Annotated in this window: 22 protein-coding genes; 16 read left to right on the top strand and 6 right to left on the bottom strand. The window is 74.5% G+C overall.

Features of this window, described 5'->3' with window-relative positions; genetic code table 11:
* Positions 1 to 67 precede the first annotated feature (67 nt).
* From AAH991_RS24075 to AAH991_RS24025, 11 genes are all read left to right on the top strand, one after another.
* Complete coding sequence (locus AAH991_RS24075) at positions 68 to 1,117, top strand: LacI family DNA-binding transcriptional regulator (protein ID WP_346228160.1); 1,050 nt, start codon at positions 68 to 70, stop codon at positions 1,115 to 1,117.
* Complete coding sequence (locus tag AAH991_RS24070; RefSeq protein ID WP_346228159.1) at positions 1,114 to 2,001, top strand: carbohydrate ABC transporter permease; 888 nt, start codon at positions 1,114 to 1,116, stop codon at positions 1,999 to 2,001. Before AAH991_RS24075 ends, AAH991_RS24070 begins: the two co-directional genes overlap by 4 nt.
* Before the next feature lies 1 nt (position 2,002).
* Entirely contained in the window at positions 2,003 to 2,833 is an 831-nt protein-coding gene (locus AAH991_RS24065) for a carbohydrate ABC transporter permease (protein WP_346228158.1), read from the top strand.
* 104 nt (positions 2,834 to 2,937) lie between these two features.
* Positions 2,938 to 4,251, top strand: coding sequence for an ABC transporter substrate-binding protein (locus AAH991_RS24060; protein ID WP_346228157.1), 1,314 nt, complete (start codon positions 2,938 to 2,940; stop codon positions 4,249 to 4,251).
* Positions 4,248 to 5,282 (top strand): ADP-ribosylglycohydrolase family protein, encoded by a 1,035-nt coding sequence (locus tag AAH991_RS24055; protein WP_346228156.1) that lies wholly within the window; start codon positions 4,248 to 4,250, stop codon positions 5,280 to 5,282. The genes AAH991_RS24060 and AAH991_RS24055 overlap by 4 nt, the downstream gene beginning before the upstream one ends.
* A gap of 6 nt (positions 5,283 to 5,288) precedes the next feature.
* Positions 5,289 to 6,290 (top strand): ADP-ribosylglycohydrolase family protein, encoded by a 1,002-nt coding sequence (locus AAH991_RS24050; protein ID WP_346228155.1) that lies wholly within the window; start codon positions 5,289 to 5,291, stop codon positions 6,288 to 6,290.
* A 40-nt stretch (positions 6,291 to 6,330) separates the two neighbouring features.
* Positions 6,331 to 7,503 (top strand): ADP-ribosylglycohydrolase family protein, encoded by a 1,173-nt coding sequence (locus AAH991_RS24045; protein WP_346228154.1) that lies wholly within the window; start codon positions 6,331 to 6,333, stop codon positions 7,501 to 7,503.
* A complete protein-coding gene (locus tag AAH991_RS24040) occupies positions 7,500 to 8,900 on the top strand; it encodes an ADP-ribosylglycohydrolase family protein (RefSeq protein ID WP_346228153.1) in 1,401 nt (466 codons plus the stop codon). Before AAH991_RS24045 ends, AAH991_RS24040 begins: the two co-directional genes overlap by 4 nt.
* Positions 8,897 to 9,793 (top strand): ribokinase, encoded by an 897-nt coding sequence (locus AAH991_RS24035; protein ID WP_346228152.1) that lies wholly within the window; start codon positions 8,897 to 8,899, stop codon positions 9,791 to 9,793. The genes AAH991_RS24040 and AAH991_RS24035 overlap by 4 nt, the downstream gene beginning before the upstream one ends.
* The gene (locus AAH991_RS24030; RefSeq protein WP_346228151.1) at positions 9,790 to 10,953 is read left to right on the top strand and encodes a CaiB/BaiF CoA transferase family protein; all 1,164 of its coding nucleotides are present in this window, start codon (positions 9,790 to 9,792) and stop codon (positions 10,951 to 10,953) included. The genes AAH991_RS24035 and AAH991_RS24030 overlap by 4 nt, the downstream gene beginning before the upstream one ends.
* 135 nt (positions 10,954 to 11,088) lie before the next feature.
* The gene (locus AAH991_RS24025) at positions 11,089 to 11,868 is read left to right on the top strand and encodes an HpcH/HpaI aldolase/citrate lyase family protein (RefSeq protein WP_346228150.1); all 780 of its coding nucleotides are present in this window, start codon (positions 11,089 to 11,091) and stop codon (positions 11,866 to 11,868) included.
* A 7-nt stretch (positions 11,869 to 11,875) separates the two neighbouring features.
* On the opposite strand, the gene AAH991_RS24020 is transcribed toward AAH991_RS24025, so the two are convergent.
* Both AAH991_RS24020 and AAH991_RS40500 read right to left on the bottom strand, forming a co-directional pair.
* The gene (locus AAH991_RS24020) at positions 11,876 to 12,604 is read right to left on the bottom strand and encodes a class I SAM-dependent methyltransferase (protein WP_346228149.1); all 729 of its coding nucleotides are present in this window, start codon (positions 12,602 to 12,604) and stop codon (positions 11,876 to 11,878) included.
* Positions 12,605 to 12,631: 27 nt separating this feature from the next.
* Entirely contained in the window at positions 12,632 to 13,351 is a 720-nt protein-coding gene (locus AAH991_RS40500) for a GbsR/MarR family transcriptional regulator (RefSeq protein WP_428834015.1), read from the bottom strand.
* Between the two features lie 265 nt (positions 13,352 to 13,616).
* Between AAH991_RS40500 and AAH991_RS24000 the strand changes: the two genes are divergently transcribed.
* Together AAH991_RS24000 and AAH991_RS23995 are read left to right on the top strand one after the other, a co-directional pair.
* Positions 13,617 to 14,837 carry a serine hydrolase domain-containing protein gene (locus AAH991_RS24000; RefSeq protein WP_346228148.1) on the top strand — a complete coding sequence of 407 codons (1,221 nt, stop codon included), beginning with the start codon at positions 13,617 to 13,619 and terminating at the stop codon, positions 14,835 to 14,837.
* Between the two features lie 82 nt (positions 14,838 to 14,919).
* Positions 14,920 to 15,144: a TauD/TfdA family dioxygenase gene (locus AAH991_RS23995; RefSeq protein ID WP_346228147.1), complete on the top strand. Its 225-nt coding sequence runs from the start codon at positions 14,920 to 14,922 to the stop codon at positions 15,142 to 15,144.
* Here the strand turns inward: AAH991_RS23995 and AAH991_RS23990 are convergent.
* The 4 genes from AAH991_RS23990 to AAH991_RS23975 form a co-directional block, all read right to left on the bottom strand.
* Entirely contained in the window at positions 15,108 to 15,422 is a 315-nt protein-coding gene (locus AAH991_RS23990) for a hypothetical protein (protein WP_346228146.1), read from the bottom strand. The two genes, AAH991_RS23995 and AAH991_RS23990, sit on opposite strands and share 37 nt — an antisense overlap.
* Before the next feature lie 142 nt (positions 15,423 to 15,564).
* A complete protein-coding gene (locus AAH991_RS23985; RefSeq protein ID WP_346228145.1) occupies positions 15,565 to 16,374 on the bottom strand; it encodes an alpha/beta hydrolase family protein in 810 nt (269 codons plus the stop codon).
* Positions 16,375 to 16,686: 312 nt separating this feature from the next.
* On the bottom strand, positions 16,687 to 18,816 hold the full coding sequence (fusA, locus tag AAH991_RS23980) for an elongation factor G (protein ID WP_346228144.1): 2,130 nt from the start codon (positions 18,814 to 18,816) through the stop codon (positions 16,687 to 16,689).
* A gap of 169 nt (positions 18,817 to 18,985) precedes the next feature.
* The gene (locus AAH991_RS23975) at positions 18,986 to 19,117 is read right to left on the bottom strand and encodes a hypothetical protein (RefSeq protein WP_346228143.1); all 132 of its coding nucleotides are present in this window, start codon (positions 19,115 to 19,117) and stop codon (positions 18,986 to 18,988) included.
* Positions 19,118 to 19,278: 161 nt separating this feature from the next.
* Here AAH991_RS23975 and AAH991_RS23970 point away from each other — a divergent pair, with 161 nt between their 5' ends.
* The 3 genes from AAH991_RS23970 (at position 19,279) to AAH991_RS23960 (ending at position 22,382) form a co-directional block, all read left to right on the top strand.
* Positions 19,279 to 20,277, top strand: coding sequence for a phosphotransferase enzyme family protein (locus AAH991_RS23970; protein WP_346228142.1), 999 nt, complete (start codon positions 19,279 to 19,281; stop codon positions 20,275 to 20,277).
* Positions 20,274 to 21,335 (top strand): sugar phosphate isomerase/epimerase family protein, encoded by a 1,062-nt coding sequence (locus AAH991_RS23965; RefSeq protein ID WP_346228141.1) that lies wholly within the window; start codon positions 20,274 to 20,276, stop codon positions 21,333 to 21,335. The genes AAH991_RS23970 and AAH991_RS23965 overlap by 4 nt, the downstream gene beginning before the upstream one ends.
* A gap of 111 nt (positions 21,336 to 21,446) precedes the next feature.
* On the top strand, positions 21,447 to 22,382 hold the full coding sequence (locus tag AAH991_RS23960) for a DUF2332 domain-containing protein (protein ID WP_346228140.1): 936 nt from the start codon (positions 21,447 to 21,449) through the stop codon (positions 22,380 to 22,382).
* Positions 22,383 to 22,435 lie beyond the last annotated feature (53 nt).

Here is a 22,435-nt window from a genome sequence, read left to right as displayed (position 1 = left end):
TTACCGATGGCTCACGTTACTGGCTGGTAAACGATTACAGGACACTCTCTTCCAAGTGAGGTGGCCGGTGACCGAGGGTCCCACGATCACCACGATCGCGCAACGCGCCGGTGTGTCGATCGCCTCGGTGTCACGGGTGCTCAACGGGCTTCCGACGCGTGAGGACACCGTGCGGCGCGTCATGCGCGCGGCAGACGAGCTCGGCTACGTGCCCAACTCGGTCGCCCGCTCGCTCCGCAACCGCCGCACCGACCAGGTCGCCTTCGCGATGGCCGACATCGGCAACCCGGTCTACGTGGCGATGGTGCGCGAGATCCAGCCGGTGCTGAAGGAGGCCGGCTACCGGCTCCTCATCCACTCCACCGACGGCGACGCCGAGGACGAGCTCGGCGTGCTGCGCGGGCTGCGCGAGCGCTACGTGGACGGCCTCATCATCAGCCCGCTGCGGGGCGTGACCGAGGAGCACGTGCGGGCGATCGTCGCCGCGCGCGCCCCCGTCGTCGTCATCGGCGCGTTACCGGAAGGCATGCCGGAGGGCGCGCCGGTCGACAACGTGCGGACCGACTCGAGGACCGGCGTCCGGCTCGCGCTCGACCACCTGCACGCCATCGGCAGGCGGCGCATCGGCTTCCTCAACGGTCCGCTCGACACCGTTCCCGGCGCCGCCCGCGCCGCCGCCTACCGGGAGGCCCTGGAGGCGCTGGGCCTGCCGTACGACGAGGACCTGGTCGAGGTGGGCGACTTCTACCGCGACAGCGGCGCCCGCGCCGCGCGGGCGCTGCTGTCGCGCGCGCCCGGCCTGGACGCGCTGATGTGCGCCAACGACCTGATCGCGCTCGGCGCCCTCGACGTGCTGCGCGAGCACGGCCGGGACGTCCCCGGCGACGTGGCGGTGGTCGGCATGGACGACACCGACCTCGCCTCGGTGACCTGGCCGACGCTGACCAGCGTCTCGCTCGGCTCGGCCGAGCGCGGCAGGGCGGCGGCCACGCTGCTGCTCGACCGGCTGCAGAACGGCCCCCGCGAGCCGAGGGTGACGGTCGTGCGCCCGAGCCTCACCGTCCGCGGCTCGACCGCTGTCCCCGGTCCGCCCGGCGCCGCGGGGGACGGCCGGTGACCGCGCTCGCCGAGCGGCCGTACGGCGGGTCGCGGGGCGGGTCCCGGGGCGCGCTGGCGCTGATGCTGCCCGCGCTCGTGCCGGTGCTGGTGTTCAGCGTGGGCCCGCTGCTCTACGGCATCCTGCTGGCCTTCACCGACGCCCGGTCCGGCCGCAACACCGAGACCTCGTTCGTGGGCCTGGAGAACTTCGCCGAGCTGCTGTCGGACGGCGACTTCTGGGAGTCGTTCCGCATCGGCCTGGTCTGGGGCCTTTCGGTGACCGTGCTGCAGTTCCTCGCCTCGCTGGGGCTCGCGCTGCTGCTCGACCAGGACCTGCGCCTGCGCGGCGTCGCCCGGGTGCTGGCGGTCGTGCCGTGGGCCATGCCGCCGGTGGTGATCGGCCTGATGTGGCGGCTGGTGTACCACCCGGACGCGGGCCTGCTCAACGGCCTGTTCGGCACGCGCGTCGACTGGCTGCACGACTTCTCCCTCGCGCTGCCCGCCGTGATCGTGGTCGGGGTCTGGACCGGCATGCCGCAGACCACGGTCGTGCTGCTCGCCGGTCTGCAGAACGTGCCCAGGGAGCTGTACGAGGCGGTCAGCGTGGACGGCGCGGGCGCCTGGCGGCGCTTCTGGAACGTCACGCTGCCGCAGCTGCGGCCGGTGATCGTGGCCATCACCTCACTCGACTTCGTGTGGAACATCAACCAGTTCAGCCTGGTCTACGTGCTCACCCAGGGCGGGCCGGGCGGGCGGACGAGGCTGCCCATGCTGTTCGCGTACGAGGAGGCGTTCCGGTACGGCTTCTTCGGCTACGCCGCGACGCTCGGCGTGGCGATCACGATCGTCGTGCTGGCCGTGCTGGGCCTCTACCTGTGGCGGCAGGCGCGGGAGGCGGCCTGACATGCGCACCGACATGACCCGCGCGCTGAGATATCTCGCCCTGCTGGGATACGTCGTGTTCCTGGCGTTCCCGCTGCTGTGGCTGCTGTCCACGGCCCTGAAGACGCCGCAGGAGATGGCCGCCCTCGATCCCGCGTGGATCCCCCGCCGGCCGACTCTGGCGAACTTCGCCGACGCCTTCGGCGAGCAGGACCTGGTCGGCGCCGCCCTGCGCAGCCTCGTCGTCGCGGTCGCCACCGCCCTGATCACGGTGGCGCTCGCGCTGCCCGCGGCGTACGCGCTGGCCCGCCACCGGGGCGCGGCCGGCCGGGTCGCGATCGGGTGGGTCCTGGTCAGCCAGGTCTTCCCGGTCGTCCTGGTCATCATCCCGCTGTTCATGGTGCTGCGGCGGCTGGAGCTGGTGAACACGCTCGCCGGGCTCACGGTCGTGCACGTCACGTTCGTCATGCCGTTCGCGCTGTGGATGCTGCGCGGGTACGTGCGGGCGGTGCCGCGCGAGCTGGAGGAGGCGGCGGCCGTGGACGGCGCGGGGCGGCTGCGCGCGCTGGCCGCGGTCGTCGCCCCGCTGCTCGCGCCCGGCGTGGTCGCGACGCTGCTGTTCGGCTTCATCTCGTCCTGGAACGAGTTCCTGTTCGCCCTCGTGATCCTCAAGGATCCCGAGGTGGAGACCCTTCCGCTGACGCTGGTGCGCTTCGTCGGCCCGGAGGGGGTCGCCCGGCTCGGCCCGCTGGCGGCGGCGTCGCTGCTCGCGACCGTGCCGAGCCTCGTCTTCTTCGCGATCATCCAGCGGCGCCTGCGGTCCGGCCTGATGGCCGGCGCCGTCAAGGGCTGACCCGCATGGCGACACCTGATAGGAGGGGCCCAATGAGCGAGCGTGGCGAGCGGGAGACACCGCGGTCGGCGAATGTCGCTCCGAGCCGGAGGCGAGGAGGTGGCATGAGGAGATTCGGTGCCGTGCTGGCCGTGGCGGCGGTCGCGCTCGCCGCCGGCTGCGGAAGCGGCGGAGGCGACGGCGGAGACGCCGGGTCAGGGGAGAACGGGCAGCCGGTGAAGCTGCGCTTCCTCAGCCTGGCCTGGCAGAAGGAGTCGATCGAGGCCAACAAGCAGATCGTCGCCGAGTGGAACTCGGCCAACCCGAAGATCCAGGTCGAGTACGTCCAGGGGAGCTGGGACAACGTCAACGACCAGCTCGTGACCTCGTTCGAGGCCGGCGACCCGCCGGACGTCATCCACGACGACTCCCCGGCGCTGTCGAGCTTCGCCTCCCGGGGCTTCCTGCTGGACCTCACCGGCAAGGTCCCCGCCGAGCTGAAGAACGACATCCCGCAGGCCGCGTGGGACACCGTCACCTTCTCCGACGGCAAGAGCGGCCAGGGCGTGTACGGCGTGCCGTTCCTGCAGGAGTCGCAGGTGCTCATCGCCAACAGGAAGCTGCTCGACGGCGCCGGTGTCCGCGTGCCCACCCCGGACGCGCCGTGGACGTGGGACGAGTTCGCCGACGTGGCGAAGAAGCTCACCAAGAAGGGCGCGTACGGCGTGGCCTGGCCGATGAAGTCGCCGGTCAACAAGGTGCTGAACCTGGCGCTGAACTTCGGCGGCACGTTCTTCGAGACGCGGGACGGCAAGACCACCGTGAAGGCCGGGCCGCAGGAGCGGGAGGTGCTCCGGCGCATCCACGACCAGCTCTACACGGACAAGTCGGCCGACCCGTCCGCCCTCGGCATGGGCACCGCCGACCCGCTGCCGGGCTTCTTCGCCGGCAAGTACGCGATCCTCCCCGCCGGGGTGTACCTGCGCCAGCAGGTCGCCGAGCAGGCGCCGAGCGGGTTCGAGTGGGTCACGCTGCCGCCGCTGAAGGGCGTCACCTCGCAGCAGGGCGCGGTGTCCCAGACGCTGTCGGTCGCGGCGGACAGCGAGCATCCCGACGAGGCGCTGAAGTTCATCGCCTACTTCCTCAACGGCCCGAATCAGGCGAAACTGGCGAAGGGCGACTGGCTGCTGCCCACCAGCACGACCGCGGCGAAGGACCCCGCGCTCACGACGGAGGAGAACGGCTGGGACGTCGCCACCGCCTCGGCGAAGAACCTCGTCGTCGCGCCGTTCCTCAAGGTGAACGGGTACGACGAGTGGAAGAGCAAGGTGGCCACGCCGGCGATGCAGGAGTACTTCGCCGACAAGATCAGCCTGGACGAGCTCGCCACGCGGCTGGTCGAAGAGGGGAACAAGGTGCTGGAGCGGTACAGCCGATGATCTCCCTCCGCGACCGCGCCCGGGGCTGCCTGCTCGGCCTCGCCGCCGGCGACGCCCTGGGCGCTCCCGCGGAGAACCTCGGTCCGGAGGAGATCGCCGCCCGGTGGGGCCTGCTCACCGAGATCGAGCGCGGCGGCACCGACGACACCGAATACACGATCTTCGCCGCCACCGTGCTCCTGCGCCACGGTCACAGGCTCACCTCCGAGGACGTGGCGCGGGCCTGGCGTGAGGAGATCGTGGCGCGGCTCGACGGGCCGATGCGCGGCGCCGGGTTCTCCGAGCTCGGCACCGTCGAGGCCCTCCGGCGCGGCCTGGAGCCGCCGCTGACCGGCCGGTGGCACGCCCACGGCTGGTCGGACGGGCTGGCCATGCGGGCGGCGCCGTACGGGATCTTCGCGGCGGGCGACCCGGACGAGGCGGCGCGGCTGGCGGAGGCCGACGGGCGGGTGAGCCACACCGGAGAGGGGATACTCGGCGGCCGGGCGGTGGCCGCGGCGGTCGCGGCGGCGATGACCGGCGCCCCGCCGGACGAGGTGGCCGCGGCGGCCCTGCGGGCGATCCCGGAGGACTCCTGGACGGCCCGCAACCTCCGCGCCGCGCTCGACGTCGCCGCCCGCACACCCCGCCCCCTCCCGGGCCGGGCCCTGCACGACTCTTCCGGGCGTGCTTCGCACGATGCCCCCGGGCGTGCTGTGCACGACTCTTTCGGGCGTGCTCTGCACGACGCCGTCGTGATGGCGCACTACCCGTGGACGGACCTGGCGCCCGAGGCGGTCGCCCTCGCGTTCGCTGCCTACGTGGCGGGCGGCGGGGAGGTGGAGGCGTCGGTCGTCACCGCGGCCAACCTCGGCAGGGACGCCGACACCACCGCCGCCGTCGCCGGGGCCCTCGCGGGGGCGGGCCGCGGCGAGGCGGCGGTGCCGGAGCGCTGGGCCGCGCGGATCGGCCCGGTGGCCGGGCGCTGCCTGCCCGTGGTCGCCGGACGGGACATCCGCGACGTGGCCGACGAGCTGGTGAAAGGACTGTAGGACCACATGGCATCGGGGGAGAGGCCCGACCGGGTGCGGGGGGCCTTCGCCGGCCTCGCCGCCGGCGACGCGGCCGGCTGGCCCGCGGCCCGGCACCGGTCGGCGCTGCTGGCCGGCTGGAGCAGACGGCTGCACCGGGAGCTCGACGCGTTCGCCGAGGAGCACCAGGTCACCACGCTGCCCGTGCCGTTCGCGCTGAACCAGCCGGTGGCACCGCTGGCGCTCGGCCCGTCCGACGACGCCGAGTGGCTGGCCTGGACGGCCCTGACCATCCGGGAGGACAGGGCGGAGGCGTTCGGCCGCCTCGCGGGCCGCGGCGACGTCCGGGCGCGCGTCTCGGTGTGGGCGGCGCTCGACAACCTGGCGGCCGGCAAGCGCCCGCCCGCCAGCGGGCACGACAACCCCCACCACTTCGACGACGCCGCGGCCGTGCGGGCCGTCGCCTTCGGCGCGGCGGGCCTGGACCCGGTGGAGGACGCGCGCGTCACCAACGCCGAGGACGGCGTGCTCGGGGCGGTGGCGACGGCCAGGGCCGTCGCCGCGCTGACGGAGGGCGCCGGGATGACCGAGGCGGTGGAGGAGGCGCTCGGCGCGCTGCCGGCCGGCACGGCCATCGGGCACGCGGCGCGCGAGGCGCTCGCGGCGGCGCGGGCGGCGGGCCCGCCCTTCGCCGCCGTCCCCGCCCTGGACGCCGCCGTGCTCGACCACGTCTACAGCTACGGCGTCGCCGCCGCACAGACGGTGCCGATCGCGCTGGCCCTCGCGGACGCCGCCGTCTCGGCCACCGGAGGGACCCCGGAGGCGTTCGGCGCGGGCGTCTCGGCGGCGGCCTGCCTCGCACCGGTCGCCGACTCCGCGCCCGCGCTCACGGGCGCGCTGCTCGGCTGCGCCGTGGGGCACGACGCGCTGCCCGCCGCCTGGCGCGAGCGGGTGCGCACGCTGGCCGGGTGCTGCCTGCCGGAGCTCGCCGGAGCCGACCTGCTGGACATCGCGGGGCGGCTCGCATGAGGCCCGCCCCATCACGCGTACGGACAAGGGGGAACACTGGATGACGCCGCAGGAGGACCTGCTGGCCGATCGCGCCGTGGGGTGCGTGGCGGGCGCCGCGGTGGCCGACGCGCTCGGCGGGGCCACCGAGGGATGGACGCCCGAGCAGATCCAGGAGCGTTACGGGGGCCGCGTCCGCGGTGTCGTCCCTCCCTTCAACGAGAACTGGCACGACGCCCGCCCGATCGCGCCCTACCACAAGGGGGACGGCCACGTCACCGACGACACGTTGATGACGCACGCCCTCATCCGCGTGTACGAGCGGGTCGGCGGCCACCTCGACGCCTACGCCGCGGCCGACCACCTGGTGCCCGAGATGATCGGCGAGAGGCGGTGGATCCCGGAACTTGAGGCCGAGGCGCTGCCGCTCCAGCGGGTGTTCCTCGCCGAGAAGTGGCTCGTGCTGCGGCTGCACTACGGCCACGCCGACCCCCGCGAGGCCGGCGTCGGCAACATCGTCAACTGCGGCGCCGCGATGTACATGGCTCCGGTCGGCGTCGTCAACGCCGGCGACCCCGACGGCGCGTACGCCGAGGCGATCGACCTGGCCGGGGCGCACCAGTCGAGCTACGGCCGGGAGGCGGCGGGCGTGCTGGCGGCGGCCGTCGCCGAGGCGATGCGGCCGGGCGCGACACCCGACTCGGTCGTCGCGACCTGCCTGCGGCTCGCCCACGACGGCACCCGGGCCGCCATCGACGCGGTCTGCTCGGCCGCCCGGGGGCTCGGCCACTGGGAAGGCTCGTTCGAGGCGCTGCGGGCGGCGGTCCGGCCCTACGACACGGTGGCCGACACCTACCGCGACCAGGGCCTGGGGGCGCGCCGGCCGAGCCGGCTGCACAGCATCGAGGAACTGCCGCTCGCGCTCGCGTTCCTGGTCATCGCCAAGGGCGACTACCGCGAGACCGTGCTCGGCGGCGTCAACTACGGGCGCGACGCCGACTCGATCGCCTCGATGGGCGGGGCCCTCGCCGGGGCGCTCGGCGGACGGGCCGCCGTCCCGGCCGACTGGCTGGAGCGGGTGGAGACGGCCAGCCGTACGGACCTGGTCGGGCCGGGGCTGGCGCTCGCGGCCGTGGCGCGGCGGGTCCACGCGGCCGACCGGGAGCGCCGCCGCGCGCACGAGGCCGCCTTCGACGCCCTGCTCGCGCCGCGGGCGGAGGGAGACGCGCGGTGATCCGGCTGACGTGGGTGCAGCCGGAGGACCTGGTCGGCCACGAGCTGCGGCAGGCCGCCGAGGACGGGCGGGGGACGCTCCCCGAGGTGGCGGCCGCCGCCCGCCGCTGGCACGCCGCCGGGGGGCACGACGCGCCGCCCCGGGCGGGCGCCTCCGCCGGGCCCGCCCCCGAGGGGCTGCGAGCGCTGGCCGGGGAGCTGCTCGACGAGCTGGCCGCGATCGAGTCGCCGCTGCCCGAGCCCTCCTCGCTGGAGGAGATCGTCGCGTCCTGCCCGGACTGGCCCCGCGGGCGCGCCGCCGTCCGGCCCGAGCCCGGGCGGGTCCTGGCCGCCTGGTGGGGGAGGGCCGCCGGATGCCTGCTGGGCAAACCGGTGGAGAAGATCCCCCGCGAGGGGATCAGGGCCATCGCCGAGGCGACCGGCAACTGGCCGATCCGCGGCTGGTTCACGGCGAAGGGGCTGCCGCCCGAGATCGCCGAGCGCTGGCCGTGGAACCGCCGCAGCGCGGCCACCAGCCTCGCGGAGAACATCGACGGCGTGCCCGAGGACGACGACCTCAACTACGCGCTGCTCGCGCTCACCGTGCTCGAACGGCACGGACCGGGCTTCACGACCGAGGACGTGGCGCGGGCCTGGCTCGACGCGCTGCCCGCCGGGCGGGTCTTCACCGCCGAGCGGGCGGCCTACCGCAACCTGCTCCTGGGGCTCGAACCACCCGCGACCGCCACGCATCGCAACCCGTTCCGCGAGTGGATCGGCGCGCTGATCAGGGCCGACGTGTACGGCTGGGCCAGTCCGGGCGACCCGGCGACGGCCGCGGCACGGGCGTGGCGGGACGCCCGGCTCAGCCACACGGCCAACGGGATCTACGGCGCGATGTTCGCCGCCGCCATGTGCGCGCAGGCGCTCGTGGCCGGGAGCGTGGACGAGGTGATCGAGGCCGGTCTGTCGGTCGTGCCGCCCGGCTCGCGCCTGGCCGTCGCCGTACGGCAGGCCGTGGCCGACGCCGCCGCGGAGCCGGACTTCGAGCGGGTCGTGGACCGGCTGTACGCGCGGCACGGACACCTCCACTGGGTGCACACGGTCAACAACGCGGCCCTGCTGGCGGCTGCCCTCGTGCACGGCGCAGTGCACGGCGCAGTGCACGGCGCAGTGCCCGGCGCAGTGCACGGTGCCGGGGACTTCGCCGCGACCGTCGGCTCGGCCGTAGCCGGAGGCTGGGACACCGACTCGGCCGCCGCCACGGCGGGATCGATCGCCGGGGCGCTCGCGGGCGGCGTCCCCGCAGAGTGGACGACCCGGGACCGGCTGGCCAGCAGCCTGCCCGGCTTCGACGGCGTGTCCATCGAGTCGCTCGCCGCCCGCACGCTCGCGCTCATCGAAGGAGACCGGCAGTGATCTCGGTGTTCGGCAGCGCCAACATGGACCTGGTGGCGTACGTCGCCCAGGCCCCCAAACCGGGGGAGACCATCACGGGCCGGGCGTTCCGCACGATCCCGGGTGGCAAGGGTGCCAACCAGGCGATCGCCGCGGCCCGCGCGGGGGCCGAGGTGGCCTTCCTCGGGGCGGTCGGGGACGACGCGTTCGGGCCGGGGCTGCGCGCCGCGCTCGCCGAGGCGGGCGTCGACACGGGCGGGCTGCGCGTCGTGCCCGGTCCCTCGGGCGTCGCCCACATCGTCGTGCAGGACGGCGGCGACAACTCGATCATCGTGGTGCCCGGGGCCAACGGCGCCGTCACCGGCCCCTCGCCGCGGGACGCGGAGACGATCGGCCGGTCCGACGCCCTGCTGCTGCAACTGGAACTGCCGATGGACGCCGTGGTCGCCGCGGCCCGGGTCCCCGGCGCGGAGGTCATCTTGACCCCGGCCCCCGCCGTGCCGCTGCCGGCCGAGCTGCTGGAGGCCGTCGGCCTCATCGTGCCCAACGAGCACGAGGCGGCGGCCCTGACCGGCCGCGACGATCCCCGGGACGCGCTGGAGGCGCTGCTGGACCTCGTCCCCGAGGCCGTCGTCACCCTGGGTGCCCGGGGCGCCCTGTACGGCTCGCGCGACGGCACCCGGCTCCGCGAGCCCGCCGTACCGGTGCGGGCGGTGGACACCACGGCGGCCGGGGACACCTTCGCGGGGGCGCTGGCCGTGGCCAGGAGCGAGGGACGCGACCCGGCGCGGGCGCTGCGCTTCGCCTCGGCCGCGGCGGCGCTGTCGGTGCAGCGGGAGGGCGCCAGCACCTCGATGCCGCGCCGCCACGAGATCGACCGTCTTCTGGAGGGCCGGAACATGGAGGCGCTGTGAACGGGCCGCTCGACGGCGTACGGGTGATCGACGCCGCGACGCTGTTCGCCGGGCCGACCGCGGCCATGCTGCTCGGCGACTACGGCGCGGACGTCATCAAGGTCGAGCACCCCCGCAGGCCGGACCCGTCACGGGGGCACGGGCCCGAGGGGCTGTGGTGGAAGATGCTCGGCCGCAACAAGCGCACGATGACGCTCGACCTGTCCACGCCGGAGGGCCAGGACCTGCTGGTCCGGCTGATCGAGGACGCGGACGTCCTCATCGAGAACTTCCGCCCCGGCACGCTGGAGCGCTGGAACCTGTCCTGGGACCGGCTCAGCGAGGTCAATCCCGGCCTGGTGCTCGCCCGGGTCACCGGGTTCGGCCAGATCGGCCCGTACGCCAGGCGGCCCGGCTTCGGCACCCTCGCCGAGGCGATGAGCGGGTTCGCCGCGATGACGGGGGAACCCGGCGGGCCGCCCACGCTGCCGCCGTTCGGGCTGGCGGACGGCATCTGCGCGCTGGCGACCGCGTTCGCCGTGATGACGGCCCTGCGGTCGGGCCGCGGGCAGGTCGTCGACCTGTCCATCGTCGAGCCGATCCTGACCGTGCTGGGCGCCCAGCCGACCGTCTACGACCGGCTCGGCGTCGTGCCCCCGCGTACGGGCAACCGCTCGGTGAACAACGCGCCGCGCAACACCTACCGGTGCAGCGACGGCTCCTGGGTCGCGGTCTCCACCTCCGCCCAGAGCATCGCCGAACGGGTGATCCGCCTGGTCGGGCGGCCCGAGCTGGCCGAGGAACCGTGGTTCGCCACGGGCGCGGGCCGGGTGGCGCACGCGGACGAGCTGGACGCGGCCGTGGCGGCGTGGGTCGGAGAGCGGACCCGCGAGGAGGTGCTCCGGGCGTTCGAGGAGGCGGAGGCCGCCGTGGCGCCGATCTACGACGTGCGCGACGTGCTGGCCGACCCGCAGCTGCGGGCGCTCGACGCCGTGACCACGGTGGAGGACCCCGAGCTGGGCCCGCTGCGGATGCAGAACGTGATGTTCCGGCTGTCGGAGACTCCCGGGAGCATCCGGTGGACCGGCCGTCCGCACGGCGCCGACACCGACGAGATCCTGCACGGCCTCGGCCTGACCGGTGGGGACATCGAGGCCCTGCGGGCCAAGGGCGTGGTGTGACATGTCACACCGTGGTGCGGCATGAGCACCGATCATGGGGAAAGGGGCACGGACGATTCGCGAGGAGTTGAGGCCGTGCCTTCCACTGGGTTTTCCTCCGGGCCTTCGGCCGGCAGCCCCCTGACGTGGTTGTACGTGCCCGCCGACCGTCCGGACCGGGTCGCCAAGGCGCTCGACGGCGAGGCCGACATGGTGATCGTGGACCTGGAGGACGCGGTCGCCCCGGAGAACAAGGGCAACGCCCGGGCCGCGACCGTCGCCCTGCTGGCCACGCCGCAGCCGCGTGTGGAGATCCGCGTCAACGACGTCCGCACGCCGTACGGCCAGGCCGACCTGCACGCGCTCGGCACGCTGCTGCACGGCAGCGGCGGCCTGCGCGTGCCGAAGGTGGAGTCGGCCGACGAGGTCCGCTGGATCGCCGACGCGGTGCCGGGCGTGCCGCTGCGCCCCATCGTCGAGTCGGCCCTCGGGCTGGAGCGGGCGTTCGAGATCGCCACGGCCTCCCCGGCGGTGGCCGGGATCGGCATGGGCGAGGCCGACCTGCGCGCCGACCTCGGCGTGACCGATGAGGCGGGCCTGGCCTGGGCGCGCTCCCGCATCGTGGTGGCGGCCCGCGCGGCGGGCCTGCCGGCCCCGGCGCAGTCGGTGTATCCGAACGTCCGCGACCTCGACGGCCTGGCCGCGTCCTGCGCCGAGGGCCGGGCCATGGGCTTTCGCGGCCGGGCGGCCATCCACCCCATCCAGTTGCCGGTGATCGCGGCGGCCTACCGGCCGACCCGGGAGGAGGTCGTCGCCGCCCTGGAGGTCGTCTCCGCCGCCGACCAGGGGGCGGTCGCCCTCGCCGACGGCCGCTTCGTCGACGAGGCCGTCGTCCGCCAGGCCCGCCGCCTCCTCGCCGACGCGGGCGACCACTGAGGGTGCTTCAGGTCGTTCGCCGCGCGACGAACACGAACTCGCGACCCGGGCGGTCGGGGGCGTCGCGCACGTCCAGCACGCGATAGCCGCTCGCGGTCAGACTCTCCTCCACCTCGTCCCGGTCGCGGAACCGGAGAGTCGAGTCCGACGTGACGACCGCGCCGTCCGCCGCGAAGGTGTAGGTGTAGCGGAAGGACACTAGCGGCGGGCTCACGTCGGTGACCTCGAGACGCCGCTCCACCACCCCGGTCTCCGGCAGGTCGAGGACGACCGGACCGGTGTCGCGGGCCCATTCCTCCCACGCCCGGCGCTCGGGGCGTCTGGTCTCGAACACGAGATGCCCCCGCGGGCGGAGCGCGGCGCGCACGCCCCGGAGCGTCCGCGTCCATTCGTCGTCGGTGAGGAACACCTGCGCGACGTTCCCCGTCATGACGGCGAGGTCGGCGCCGAACGGCGGCAGGCCGGTGGCGTCGCCGTGGACCCAGGTGATCCTTCCGGCCGGGTCCTTCGACCTGGCGATCCGCAGCGACGCCTCCGCGGGGTCGACGCCCATGACCGTGCGTCCGAGGTCCGCGAGCAGGACCGCCAGGCACCCCGTTCCGCAGCCGACGTCGAGCACGCGCCCGGCGCCCAGCTCGTCGGCGATGCGGAGATAGGCGCTCAGGTCGTCACGGTCACCGTCGAAGGCGTCGTAGACGGCGGCCAGGCGAGGGTGGGCGAAGATCGCGTCGGGCACTCGGCGACCATATCCCGCACGTCGCCCCTACGCTCCCGGCTGCGCCGCGCGGCCCTGCCGCCACTGCTCCATGACCTGCCGGAAGGCGTCGCTCACGAGGAGCAGGAGTTCGGCGGAGGCCTCGAAGCGGGCACCCGCCGGGGTCGCGGCCCCGAGGATCTCGGCCCCGCGCCGCGACGCGTTCACCAGGGCGTCGTTCATCCGCAGGGACGCCTGCATGGAGCGCAGCCAGATCTCGTCGTCGATGACATAGCGTTCGCGCCGCGCGCCGGGGACCCGTTCCCGCCTGAGCATCCCCTGCTGTTCGAGGAAGGCGACGGCGTGCGAGATCGACGCGGGGCTGACGCGGAGCCGCCGCACCAGCTCGGCCGCGGTGAGAGCGCCGGAGTCGGTGACGTACAGGCAGGCCAGCACCCTGGCCTCCATCCGGGGCAGCCCCTGCTGCACGAGGAGCGCGATGAAGGACTCCGTGAAGTCCTCGACCGCCCCCGGGTCACGTCCATGGCCGCTGTCGGGGACGGGCGGGGCCGGAGGCTGTGCCGGTTTGCGCCGGCGCGCACGATGCCTGGTGGCCTCGTGCGCGCGGTCCGCCCCGTAGCCGCCGGGTCCGCCGTTGCGGGTGACCTCCCGCATGACGGTCGAGGCGGGCCGTCCCAGACGCCGGCCGATCTCGGCGTATCCGAGTCCCTCGGCCAGCCCCGCGGCGATGTGCCGGCGGTCCTCGTCGGTGAGTCTGCCTCCCGGCATCGGCGATGGTCTCCTGTCTGTCACCTGCGCGGAGCCGTTCGCCCCACGCCCGCTGCACAGTATGCATTCACTCAGAGCCCATTGCAACGTGCGTCCGATCGCCCATTGCGTTCGCTCGCATAATCATTGCAATGAACATCCCTGATATCACGCTTGTGCAGGGCCTGGTGTCGGGACCATGTGTTGACCGATCTGTGAACGCAATGTACTGTCACCGATGTTCAGAGATTTCTGAACGACGGACAGTGTGCGAAGGAGATTCGAGATGAGAAACGGCTTGTCCGCGGCAGGGCTGCGCAGAGTGCGTGAGGTGCTGACCCGGCACGTCGAGTCCGGGAGGATCCCCGGGCTCGTCGCGCTGGTGGGCCGGGGGGACGAGACGTACGTCGAGGCGATCGGGACGACGCGCCACGACGGTGGCGCGCCGATGCGCCGGGACACGATCTTCCGGATGGCGTCCACGTCCAAGCCGGTCACGATCGCGGCGGCGATGGTCCTGCTCGACGAGTGCAGGCTGCGGCTGGACGACACCGTGGACCCGTGGCTGCCGGAGCTCGCCGACCGGCGGGTGCTGAGGCGGGTCGACGGCTCGCTGGACGACACCGTGCCGGCGCGGCGGCCGATCACCGTCCGGGACGTGCTGTCCTCCACGTTCGGCCTGGGCATGGACATGACGTCGCTGGGCACCCCGATCATGAACGCGGTCTTCGAGCGGGGGCTCACGCCCAATCTGCCGGAGCCGATGCCCGAGCCGGATGAGTGGATGCGCCGCCTGGGTGAGCTTCCGCTGATGCACCAGCCGGGGGAGCGCTGGCAGTACCAGATCAGCAGCGATCTGGTCGGTGTGCTCGTCTCCCGGGTCACGGGACAGTCGTTCGGGGAGTTCCTGCGCGAACGCGTCTTCGAGCCGCTGGGCATGAAGGACACCGGCTTTCATGTCCCCGCCGAGCGGATCGACCGGCTGCCGACGCTCTACGCCCCCGACCCGCGGACCGGCGAGTTCCTCGTGTGGGACGAGGCGGAAGGGGGACGGTGGAGCACCCCGCCGGCGTTCCAGGGCGGGGGCGGCGGGCTGGTCTCCACCGTCGACGACTACCACGCCTACTTCCGGATGCTGCTGAACGGCGGGACGCACGGGAGCGAGCGGATCCTGTCCCGGCCCGCCGTCGAGCTGATGACCACCAACCGCCTCACGCCCGAGCAGAACGCCGCCAGGAACGCGATGGCCGTCGACAACGTCCACATCTCGCACGGCCAGGGGCAGCACGGCGGGTGGGGCTTCGGCATGGCGGTGCGCACCTACCGCGGCGACTACGCCTCCGTCGGCCAGTTCGGCTGGGACGGCGGAAGCGGCACCGCGGCCTACGCCGACCCGGCCGAGCGACTCACCGGAATCCTGCTCACCCAGGTCGGGGCGTCCACCCCGGATTCGATGCGGCTCGTCCACGACTTCTGGACCACCCTCTATCAGGCGATCGACGACTGACACCGGGCCCGCGCCCGGTAGCGCGCCGCCGCGGCGGCAGGGGCAACGTCTGGACGGCGAGGTCGTCACCCGGCTGGAGCCGGTGGAGCACCCCGTGGTCCGCGTCCACCCCGAGACCGGCCGTAAGGGGATCTTCGTCAGCCCCGGGTTCACCTGGAGGGTCGGCGACGTCGCCGTGTGGGACAACCGGAGCACGGCCCACTACGCCAACCGCGAAGGCGGCGACGCGCACCGCGTCATGCACCGCATCACCCTGCGCGGCGACCGTCCCTACGGCCCCGGCCGCTCCGGCGGAACGGACGGCTGATGGGGCGCTCCGGCGCGCCGGCGCAGGGCGGCGAGGACGACGCTCACGACGAGCCCGGTCAGGAAACACGCCACCCCGGCCCAGAACCGCTGCCCGGGCTCATACCACTGCGGGGGAAGCTCCACCCCGTCGGATGTGAAGACGTCGTAGAGCGGCTTCGGCGCCACCCACGCCACAAGTGCGAGCACCCAGAAGACCGCCGCGCTCAGGAAGAGGACGACGGGAATCGCGTACCACAGAGCTCTCGGCGCGGGCCGCCACGCGCGACGTGCGGACATGATTCACGATAGGCCGGGGTGCCCCCGGATCCACGCTTACCGCGAGGCGACGAGAGCGGGTCCGGAGGGTACGGGCGTTGTCCCGCGCCGCCGGGCCCACGGGGGCGGCCGGCGCCTGGACGCCACCGCCGGCCGCCGGCGGTCAGCGTCCGAGGTGCCGGTCGAGGAAGTCGCGGAGGGTCTCGGCGAGTTCGAGGCGGTGGTCCGACAGGGCGTGGTCGGTGACGAACACCCGGTGCTCCAGAAGCGGCACCGGGTGCGCGGCGTACGCCGCCACCACCGGCTCGTGGTGCTCGGCGGCGGGGGTGACGGTGTCGCGCCCGGCCGTGCCGACGAGCAGGACCGGCCGGTCCGCGAGCCGCGGGGCGAGCCCGGCGAGGCTCCACGCCTCGCCCGCCGAAACCATCTCCTCGACCAGCGCCTCGCCGCCTGTCCCCTTCAGCGGAAGCAGGTCCTCGCCGAAGCCCTCGACGTACGCCGCCCGCAGCGTGTCGTCCCGCCGGCAGGCGACCCCGACCCGGCCGAAGTCGAAGGCGGAGACCGACGCGACGGCGGTGACCGACGGGTCGGCCGCCGCGGTCGTCAGCGCGGCGAAGCCGCCGAAGCTGTGCCCCGCCAGCGCCAGCCGGTCCCGGTCGAGGCGGTGCGCCGCCGCGAACTCCCGATCGCGTACGGCCGCCGCGACGCGGGCGGCGTCCTCCAGCGCGTTCCCCCACGACCAGGTGCCGCCGACGCCCCAGGAGCCGCGGTAGTGGAAGACGAGGGAGGCGTACCCCGCCCGCCGCAGGTCCTGGGCCAGGTCGAAGTTGCGCTCGTGTCCGGGGAAGCCGTGCAGCAGCACCACGATCGGATGCGGCCCGGCCCCGGCGGGCAGATGGAGGACCCCCAGCAGGGTCTCGCCACCGCTGTCGAACGTCACGGCGGCGTTGGCGGCAGGTGTGTCGAGGCTCATCCGACTCCCACTGTCGATCGGACCGGTTGACGTGTTCGAGGGTAGAAGCCGTCCGGGAACCGTCGTCGCGCGGGTCGCCGGTGATCGCCCGCGCCCCGCGTACCGGGGCACCACGGCAAAATCAAGGGGCGCCACGGCGGACCCCGGGGCACCACGGCAAAACCAAGGGGCGCCGCGACAAACCCCGGGGCGCCGCGGCGGATCAAGGGGGCGCCACGGCGCTCCGTCCGGACCCGCCCGCACGTGCGCACGAGCAGGACCCGGCGGAGCGCCTCTCGCATGGTGCCGCCCACCGCGCCTGCGCGGTCGTGTCTACCGGGCGGGGTCCGTCCGGGTAGCCGTGGCGGCGCCGGTCACCCGGGCGTAGCCGGCGGGCCGGCTGGTGAAGGCGCCCCTGCCCCGGGTTCGCCCGCGCAGCGCGGTCGCATACCCGAAGAGCTCGGCCAGCGGCACGGTCGCGGTGACCACCACGGTGCCTGTCCGGGTGTCTGCCCGAGTGTCTGCCCCGGTGTCCGGCAGGGTGCCCGCCAGCGCCGCCGAACCGGTGACCCGGCCGCGCCTGGCCGCCAGGTCGCCCAGCACCCCGCCGACGGCGTCCTCCGGCACGGTGACGGTGACCTCGGCCAGCGGCTCCAGCAGTGCCATCTCACCGGCACGCAGCGCCTCCCGCAGCGCGAGCCGCCCGGCCGTCCGGAACGCCATCTCCGAGGAGTCCTTCGGGTGGGTGGCGCCGTCGGTGAGCGTGACCCGCAGGCCGGTCACCGGATGACCGCCGAGCGGTCCCTCGGCGAGGGCGTCACGGCAACCGGCCTCCACCGCCCCGACGTATTCGCGGGGCACCCGGCCGCCGGTGACCGTCGACCGGAAGACGAAGCCGTCGGCGTCGTCCATCGGGTCCACGTCGAGCACGACGTGGGCGAACTGCCCCGCGCCGCCGTCCTGCTTGACGTGCCGGTAGAGCAGCCCGGAAACCCCGCGCACGACCGTCTCCCGATAGGCGACGCGGGGCCGCCCGACGGAGACGTCGAGCCCGTGGGCCCGGCGGAGCTTCTCCACCGCGACCTCCAGGTGCAACTCGCCCATCCCCGACAGCACCGTCTGGCCGGTCTCGGGGTCGGTCCGGACCGACAGCGATGGGTCCTCGTCGGTCAGCCGGGCCAGCGCGGCCGCCAGCCGGTCGGCGTCGCCGCGTCCGCGCGGCTCGACGGCCACGGAGACCACCGGCGAGGCCGTGACCGGCGGTTCGAGGACCAGCGGCGCGCCGGGAGCGCAGAGAGTGGCTCCGGCGCGGGCCGCCTTGACCCCGGCCACCGCGACGATGTCCCCGGCCGTGGCCCGGTCCGTCTCGGTGTGCCGGTCGGCCTGCACCCGCAGGATGCGGCCGATCCGCTCGGTGCGCCGGGCGCCGGCGTCCAGCACGACGTCCCCCCTCCTGATCGTCCCCGCGTACACACGCAGGTAGGTCAGCCGCCCGGTGGCGGCGGCGTGCACCTTGAACACCAGCGCGGCGAACGGCGCCGCCGGATCGGCCGGCCGCTCCTGCCCGGATCCGTCCCACGCGCCGCGTACGGGCGGCACGTCGGGCGGTGCGGGCAGATAGGCCACGACGGCGTCCAGCAGCGGCTCGACGCCCCGGTCGCGGTAGGCCGACCCGCACAGCACCACCACGGCCTCGCCACTCAGGGTCAGGTCGCGCAGGGCGGCGGCGAGAGTCGGCGCCGAGATCTCCGGCCGGGCGCAGAACTCCTCCAGCGCCGCCGGGTGGAGCTCGGCCACCGTTTCCTCGAGCAGGCGGCGGCGCCGGCGGGCCTCGTCCCCGAGGGCTTCCGGCACCGGTCCCTCCGTGGGCGTGTCACGGCCGGCGTCCCAGGTCAGCGCCCGCATCCGCAGCAGGTCCACCACGCCGGTGAACCCGTCCTCGCGTCCGATGGGCAGCTGGACGACCAGCGGCGTGACCCGCAGCCGCGCGCGGATCGACGCGACCGCCGCGTCGAGGTCGGCGCCGGCGCGGTCCATCTTGTTGACGAACGCGATGCGTGGCACGCCGTAGCGGTCGGCCTGGCGCCACACCGACTCGCTCTGCGGCTCGACGCCCGCGACGGCGTCGAACACCGCGACCGCGCCGTCGAGCACCCGCAGCGAGCGCTCCACTTCGTCGGAGAAGTCCACGTGGCCCGGGGTGTCGATCAGGTTGATCCGGTGGCCGTCCCACAGGCAGCTCACGGCCGCGGCGAAGATGGTGATCCCGCGGTCGCGCTCCAGGGGGTCGAAATCGGTGACGGTGGTCCCCTCGTGCACCTCGCCGCGCCGGTGGACGGCGCCGGTGAGGTAGAGGATCCGTTCGGTGACGGTGGTCTTGCCCGCGTCGACGTGGGCGAGGATGCCCAGGTTGCGGATGCCGGTCAGCGGGACGAGGTGATCGTGTCTCAGGTCGGCGCGCATGGCCATGCCCTTCGGGAGGGTTCCTACGGTGGCGGGCGCGATTGGCCTGACGAGACGAACCGGCCGGATTCGGGCCGGACGCGACCCCTGCGGCGGACGCCATGGCGGAGCGCCGAGGCCATGACCGGGCCTCCGGATCGATCCGCTTCAACCAGGGGTGTGGAGTTCGTCAGGAACGTCCGGTGCGGGCCGCGCGGCGGGCACCGGGAAGCGACGTGGACACCAGGATCACCTCGTGCCGCGACCGGAGGACGACGACCGCGATGCGCTGGCGCACGGTCAACTCCCCTCTCTCGGTCATGGCGCGCGCCGCGGGGTCGCGGCGCGCGTGATCATTGGCGAGTGTACGGAAACGGCCCGGGCCGGAAAACGCATTTTCCGCCCGCTCCCTCGCGTAACGATCTCGACGATCACAGGAGAAGATCTGACGGACACCTTTCACGGGATCCGATGGGAGAGCGCATGCAGGTCCACGACCTGTCCGGGGGCGACGACGTCCTCACCCGCGTCGTGGGGGTCGCCCACCGCGCCAGGGAGCGGTACGGCCTGTCCCCGGACGCCGCCGTGACGTTGCTCAACGTGTCGGAGAACGCCACCTTCAAGGTCGACGACGGCGGCACGACGGCGATCCTGCGGGTCCACCGGCTCGGCTACCATTCGCCGGAGGCCATCGCCAGCGAGCTCGCCTGGCTGGAGGCGCTGCGCGACGACGCGGGCGTCGTCACCCCCCGCGTGCTGCCGGCGCCCGACGGGTCGCGGGTCGTCACCGTGGAGGACCCCGGCTTCGAGCCCCGCCACTGCGTGATGTTCGAGTTCCTGCCCGGCGCCGAGCCGGCCGAGGACCGGCTGGTGGAGGAGTTCGAGCGGCTGGGCGCGCTGACGGCCCGCATGCACCGCCACGCCCGCGCCTGGGCGAGTCCTCCGTCCTTCACCCGGTTCCACTGGGATCTGGACGCCGCCTTCGGCCCGGTGCCCCGATGGGGCAGGTGGCAGGACGGCCTGGGCGTGGACAAGGAGGCGCACGCCGTGCTCGCCCGGCTGGAGGCCGAGCTGCGCCGCAGGCTGGAGCGGTTCGGCAAGGGCCCGGACCGGTACGGGCTCATCCACGCCGACCTGCGCCTGGCCAACCTGCTCGTCGACGGCGAGGCGGGAATCGGCGTCATCGACTTCGACGACTGCGGCCTCGGCTGGTACCTCTACGATCTCGGCGCCGCCCTGAGCTTCATCGAGCACCGTCCCGAGGTGCCGCACATGGCGGAGGCGTGGGTGCGCGGCTACCGGTCCGTGCTCGACCTGCCGAAGGAGGACGAGGCCGAGATCTGGACGTTCATCATGTTCCGCCGCCTCCTCCTCGTCGCGTGGATCGGCTCCCATTCGGCCGCCGAGATCGCCGGGGAACTCGGGGCCGGTTACACCCTGGGCAGCTGCGAGCTGGCCGAGCGCTACCTCAGCGGATCATGACGGCGCGGGCCGATTCCTGGGCGGTGCGGGTGGCGAGCGCGCCCGTCAACTTCGGCGTCTACCGCGCCGGCGGCGCGCCGCCGGAGCCGGGCGAGATGCTCGCGACGATGCGCGAAGCCGGGTACGACGGCACCGACTCCGGGCCGATCGGCTACCTGGGAACGGCGCGAAGCCTGCCCGCCCGGCTCGCGGAGCATGGTCTCGGGCTCGCGGGCGGGTGGGTGGACCTCCGCTACGGCGACCCGGACGGCTTCCGCGAGGACCTGGCCGCGCTCGACGCCGCCCTCGACGTGTTCGCCGCCGCCCGCGACGCCGCGTACGACGCCGGGTCCGATGCCGGATCCGAGGCCGCGTACGACGCCGGGTCCGGCGGCTCGGGAGGCGAACGGACCGGGCCGGTCCGGGCGGCGGGGAGGACGTGGGCGGCCGACCCGCGGTTCGCGCCGCGGCCCACGCTCGCGTGCCCGGACCGGCCCGAACGGTTCGCCCGTCCCGGCATGCCCCCCGACCCACGGCTGTCCCTGCCCGACGGCGACTGGCCCGCCTACGCCGCGCGCGTCGGGCAGGCGGCGGCCCGCTGCCGTGACCGAGGCCTGGAACCCGTCTTCCACCACCACCTGGGCACCGACGTGGAGACCCCGGAGGAGATCGAGCGGCTGCTCGGCCTGACCGACGTCTCGCTGTGCCTGGACACCGGGCACCTGTGGCTGGCCGGGGGCAACCCCGTGGCGGCCATCCGCGAGTGGGGCCCGCGCATCCGCCAGGTGCACGTCAAGGACGCCTCCCGGGACATCCTCGCCCGGGTCCGCGCGAGGGGCGGCGACCTGTGGGATCTGGTCGCGGCGGGCGGCTTCCCGCCGCTCGGGCGGGGCGACCTGGACCTGCCCGCCGTGCTGGGCGAGCTGCGGCGGTCGGGTTACGAGGGCTGGATCGTCGTCGAGCAGGACGTCCCGGCCTTCCGCGCGGCCGACACCGAGGCCCTCGATCGCGCCGTCGCCGACCAGCGGGCCAACCGCGCCGCCTTCGGCGAGGCCCTGCGCGCCGCCGGCCTCGCCTGACCGAGCCCGGCCGCCCCGGCCGCCCCGGCCGCCCCGGCCGCCCCGGCCGCCCCGGCCGCCCCGGCCGCCCCGCCAGGAGCGCGGGAGGCGGCGCAAGGCGATCATCGGGACATGACCATCAGCGAGATCTACGCCGGGTTCGCCGCTCGCGAGGCGCGCGGCGTGTCCCCGGCGTACGAGCGCCTGGCGCTCGCGGTCTCCCGCGACCGTGAGATGCTCGCGCTGCTCGGCACGCTCCCGCCGGCGAAGCGGCAGCCGAACCTGCTGTTCGGCGTCGTACGGTTCCTCGGCGGCCCGGTCGAGGACCCCGCCGCGTTCCGCGACTACACCCTGGGAAACTGGCCGGCGGTCGAAGCGGAGATGCGCACCCGCGCCACGCAGACGAACGAGGCCGGACGGTGCGCGTTGCTGCTGCCGGTGCTCGCCGCGCTGCCGCAGCCGCTCGCCCTGCTGGAGGTCGGCGCCTCGGCCGGGCTGTGTCTCTACCCCGACCGGTACGCCTACCGCTACGGCGAGCACCTGGTCGGGGCCGGCGAACCGGTCCTGGACTGTGCCGCGACCGGGGTGGCGCCGCCGGCCCGCCTGCCCCGGGTCGTCTGGCGGGCCGGGCTCGATCTGAACCCGCTCGACGTGACCGATCCCGCGGACGTCGCGTGGCTCGACGCCCTCGTCTGGCCGGAACACGTGCACCGCCGGGCCCGGCTGCGGGCCGCGGCGTCCGTCGCCGCGGCCGAGCCGCCGCTGCTCGTGCGCGGCGACCTGGTGGACGACCTGCCGGCGCTGGCCGCGCAGGCGCCGCGGGGCGCGACGCTCGTGGTGTTCCACACCTCGGTCCTGTACCAGGTGCCGGCGCCGAGGCGGCGGGCGTTCGCCGAGCTGGCCCGTGGGCTGCCGGGGCACTGGATCGCGAACGAGGCCCCGGACGTGCTGCCGTACGCGGGGCTGCCGCGGCCGCCGGGTGCGGCGCTGTTCAACGTGCTCGCGCTGGACGGGACTCCGCTCGCCTGGACCCGGTCGCACGGGCAGGCGATCACCTGGTTCGCGTGACCCGGGGCGGTCGTGTCGACCGGGGGCCGGCCCCGAGTGGGGCGGACCGGCCG

It is taken from the genome of Microbispora sp. ZYX-F-249 (assembly GCF_039649665.1).
GTDB classification, from domain to species: Bacteria; Actinomycetota; Actinomycetes; order Streptosporangiales; family Streptosporangiaceae; genus Microbispora; species Microbispora maris.
This window is presented reverse-complemented; position numbering and strand designations above follow the sequence as displayed.

Excerpts from the sequence above, each read along its gene's own strand:
- AAH991_RS24065 (WP_346228158.1), top strand. The coding sequence starts at position 2,003 with ATGCGCACCGACATGACCCGCGCGCTGAGATATCTCGCCCTGCTGGGA.
- AAH991_RS24060 (WP_346228157.1), top strand. The coding sequence starts at position 2,938 with ATGAGGAGATTCGGTGCCGTGCTGGCCGTGGCGGCGGTCGCGCTCGCC.
- AAH991_RS24055 (WP_346228156.1), top strand. The coding sequence starts at position 4,248 with ATGATCTCCCTCCGCGACCGCGCCCGGGGCTGCCTGCTCGGCCTCGCC.
- AAH991_RS24050 (WP_346228155.1), top strand. The coding sequence starts at position 5,289 with ATGGCATCGGGGGAGAGGCCCGACCGGGTGCGGGGGGCCTTCGCCGGC.
- AAH991_RS24045 (WP_346228154.1), top strand. The coding sequence starts at position 6,331 with ATGACGCCGCAGGAGGACCTGCTGGCCGATCGCGCCGTGGGGTGCGTG.
- AAH991_RS40500 (WP_428834015.1), bottom strand. The coding sequence starts at position 13,351 with ATGCCGGGAGGCAGACTCACCGACGAGGACCGCCGGCACATCGCCGCG.
- AAH991_RS24000 (WP_346228148.1), top strand. The coding sequence starts at position 13,617 with ATGAGAAACGGCTTGTCCGCGGCAGGGCTGCGCAGAGTGCGTGAGGTG.
- AAH991_RS23990 (WP_346228146.1), bottom strand. The coding sequence starts at position 15,422 with ATGTCCGCACGTCGCGCGTGGCGGCCCGCGCCGAGAGCTCTGTGGTAC.
- AAH991_RS23985 (WP_346228145.1), bottom strand. The coding sequence starts at position 16,374 with ATGAGCCTCGACACACCTGCCGCCAACGCCGCCGTGACGTTCGACAGC.
- fusA (WP_346228144.1), bottom strand. The coding sequence starts at position 18,816 with ATGCGCGCCGACCTGAGACACGATCACCTCGTCCCGCTGACCGGCATC.
- AAH991_RS23975 (WP_346228143.1), bottom strand. The coding sequence starts at position 19,117 with ATGACCGAGAGAGGGGAGTTGACCGTGCGCCAGCGCATCGCGGTCGTC.
- AAH991_RS23970 (WP_346228142.1), top strand. The coding sequence starts at position 19,279 with ATGCAGGTCCACGACCTGTCCGGGGGCGACGACGTCCTCACCCGCGTC.
- AAH991_RS23965 (WP_346228141.1), top strand. The coding sequence starts at position 20,274 with ATGACGGCGCGGGCCGATTCCTGGGCGGTGCGGGTGGCGAGCGCGCCC.
- AAH991_RS23960 (WP_346228140.1), top strand. The coding sequence starts at position 21,447 with ATGACCATCAGCGAGATCTACGCCGGGTTCGCCGCTCGCGAGGCGCGC.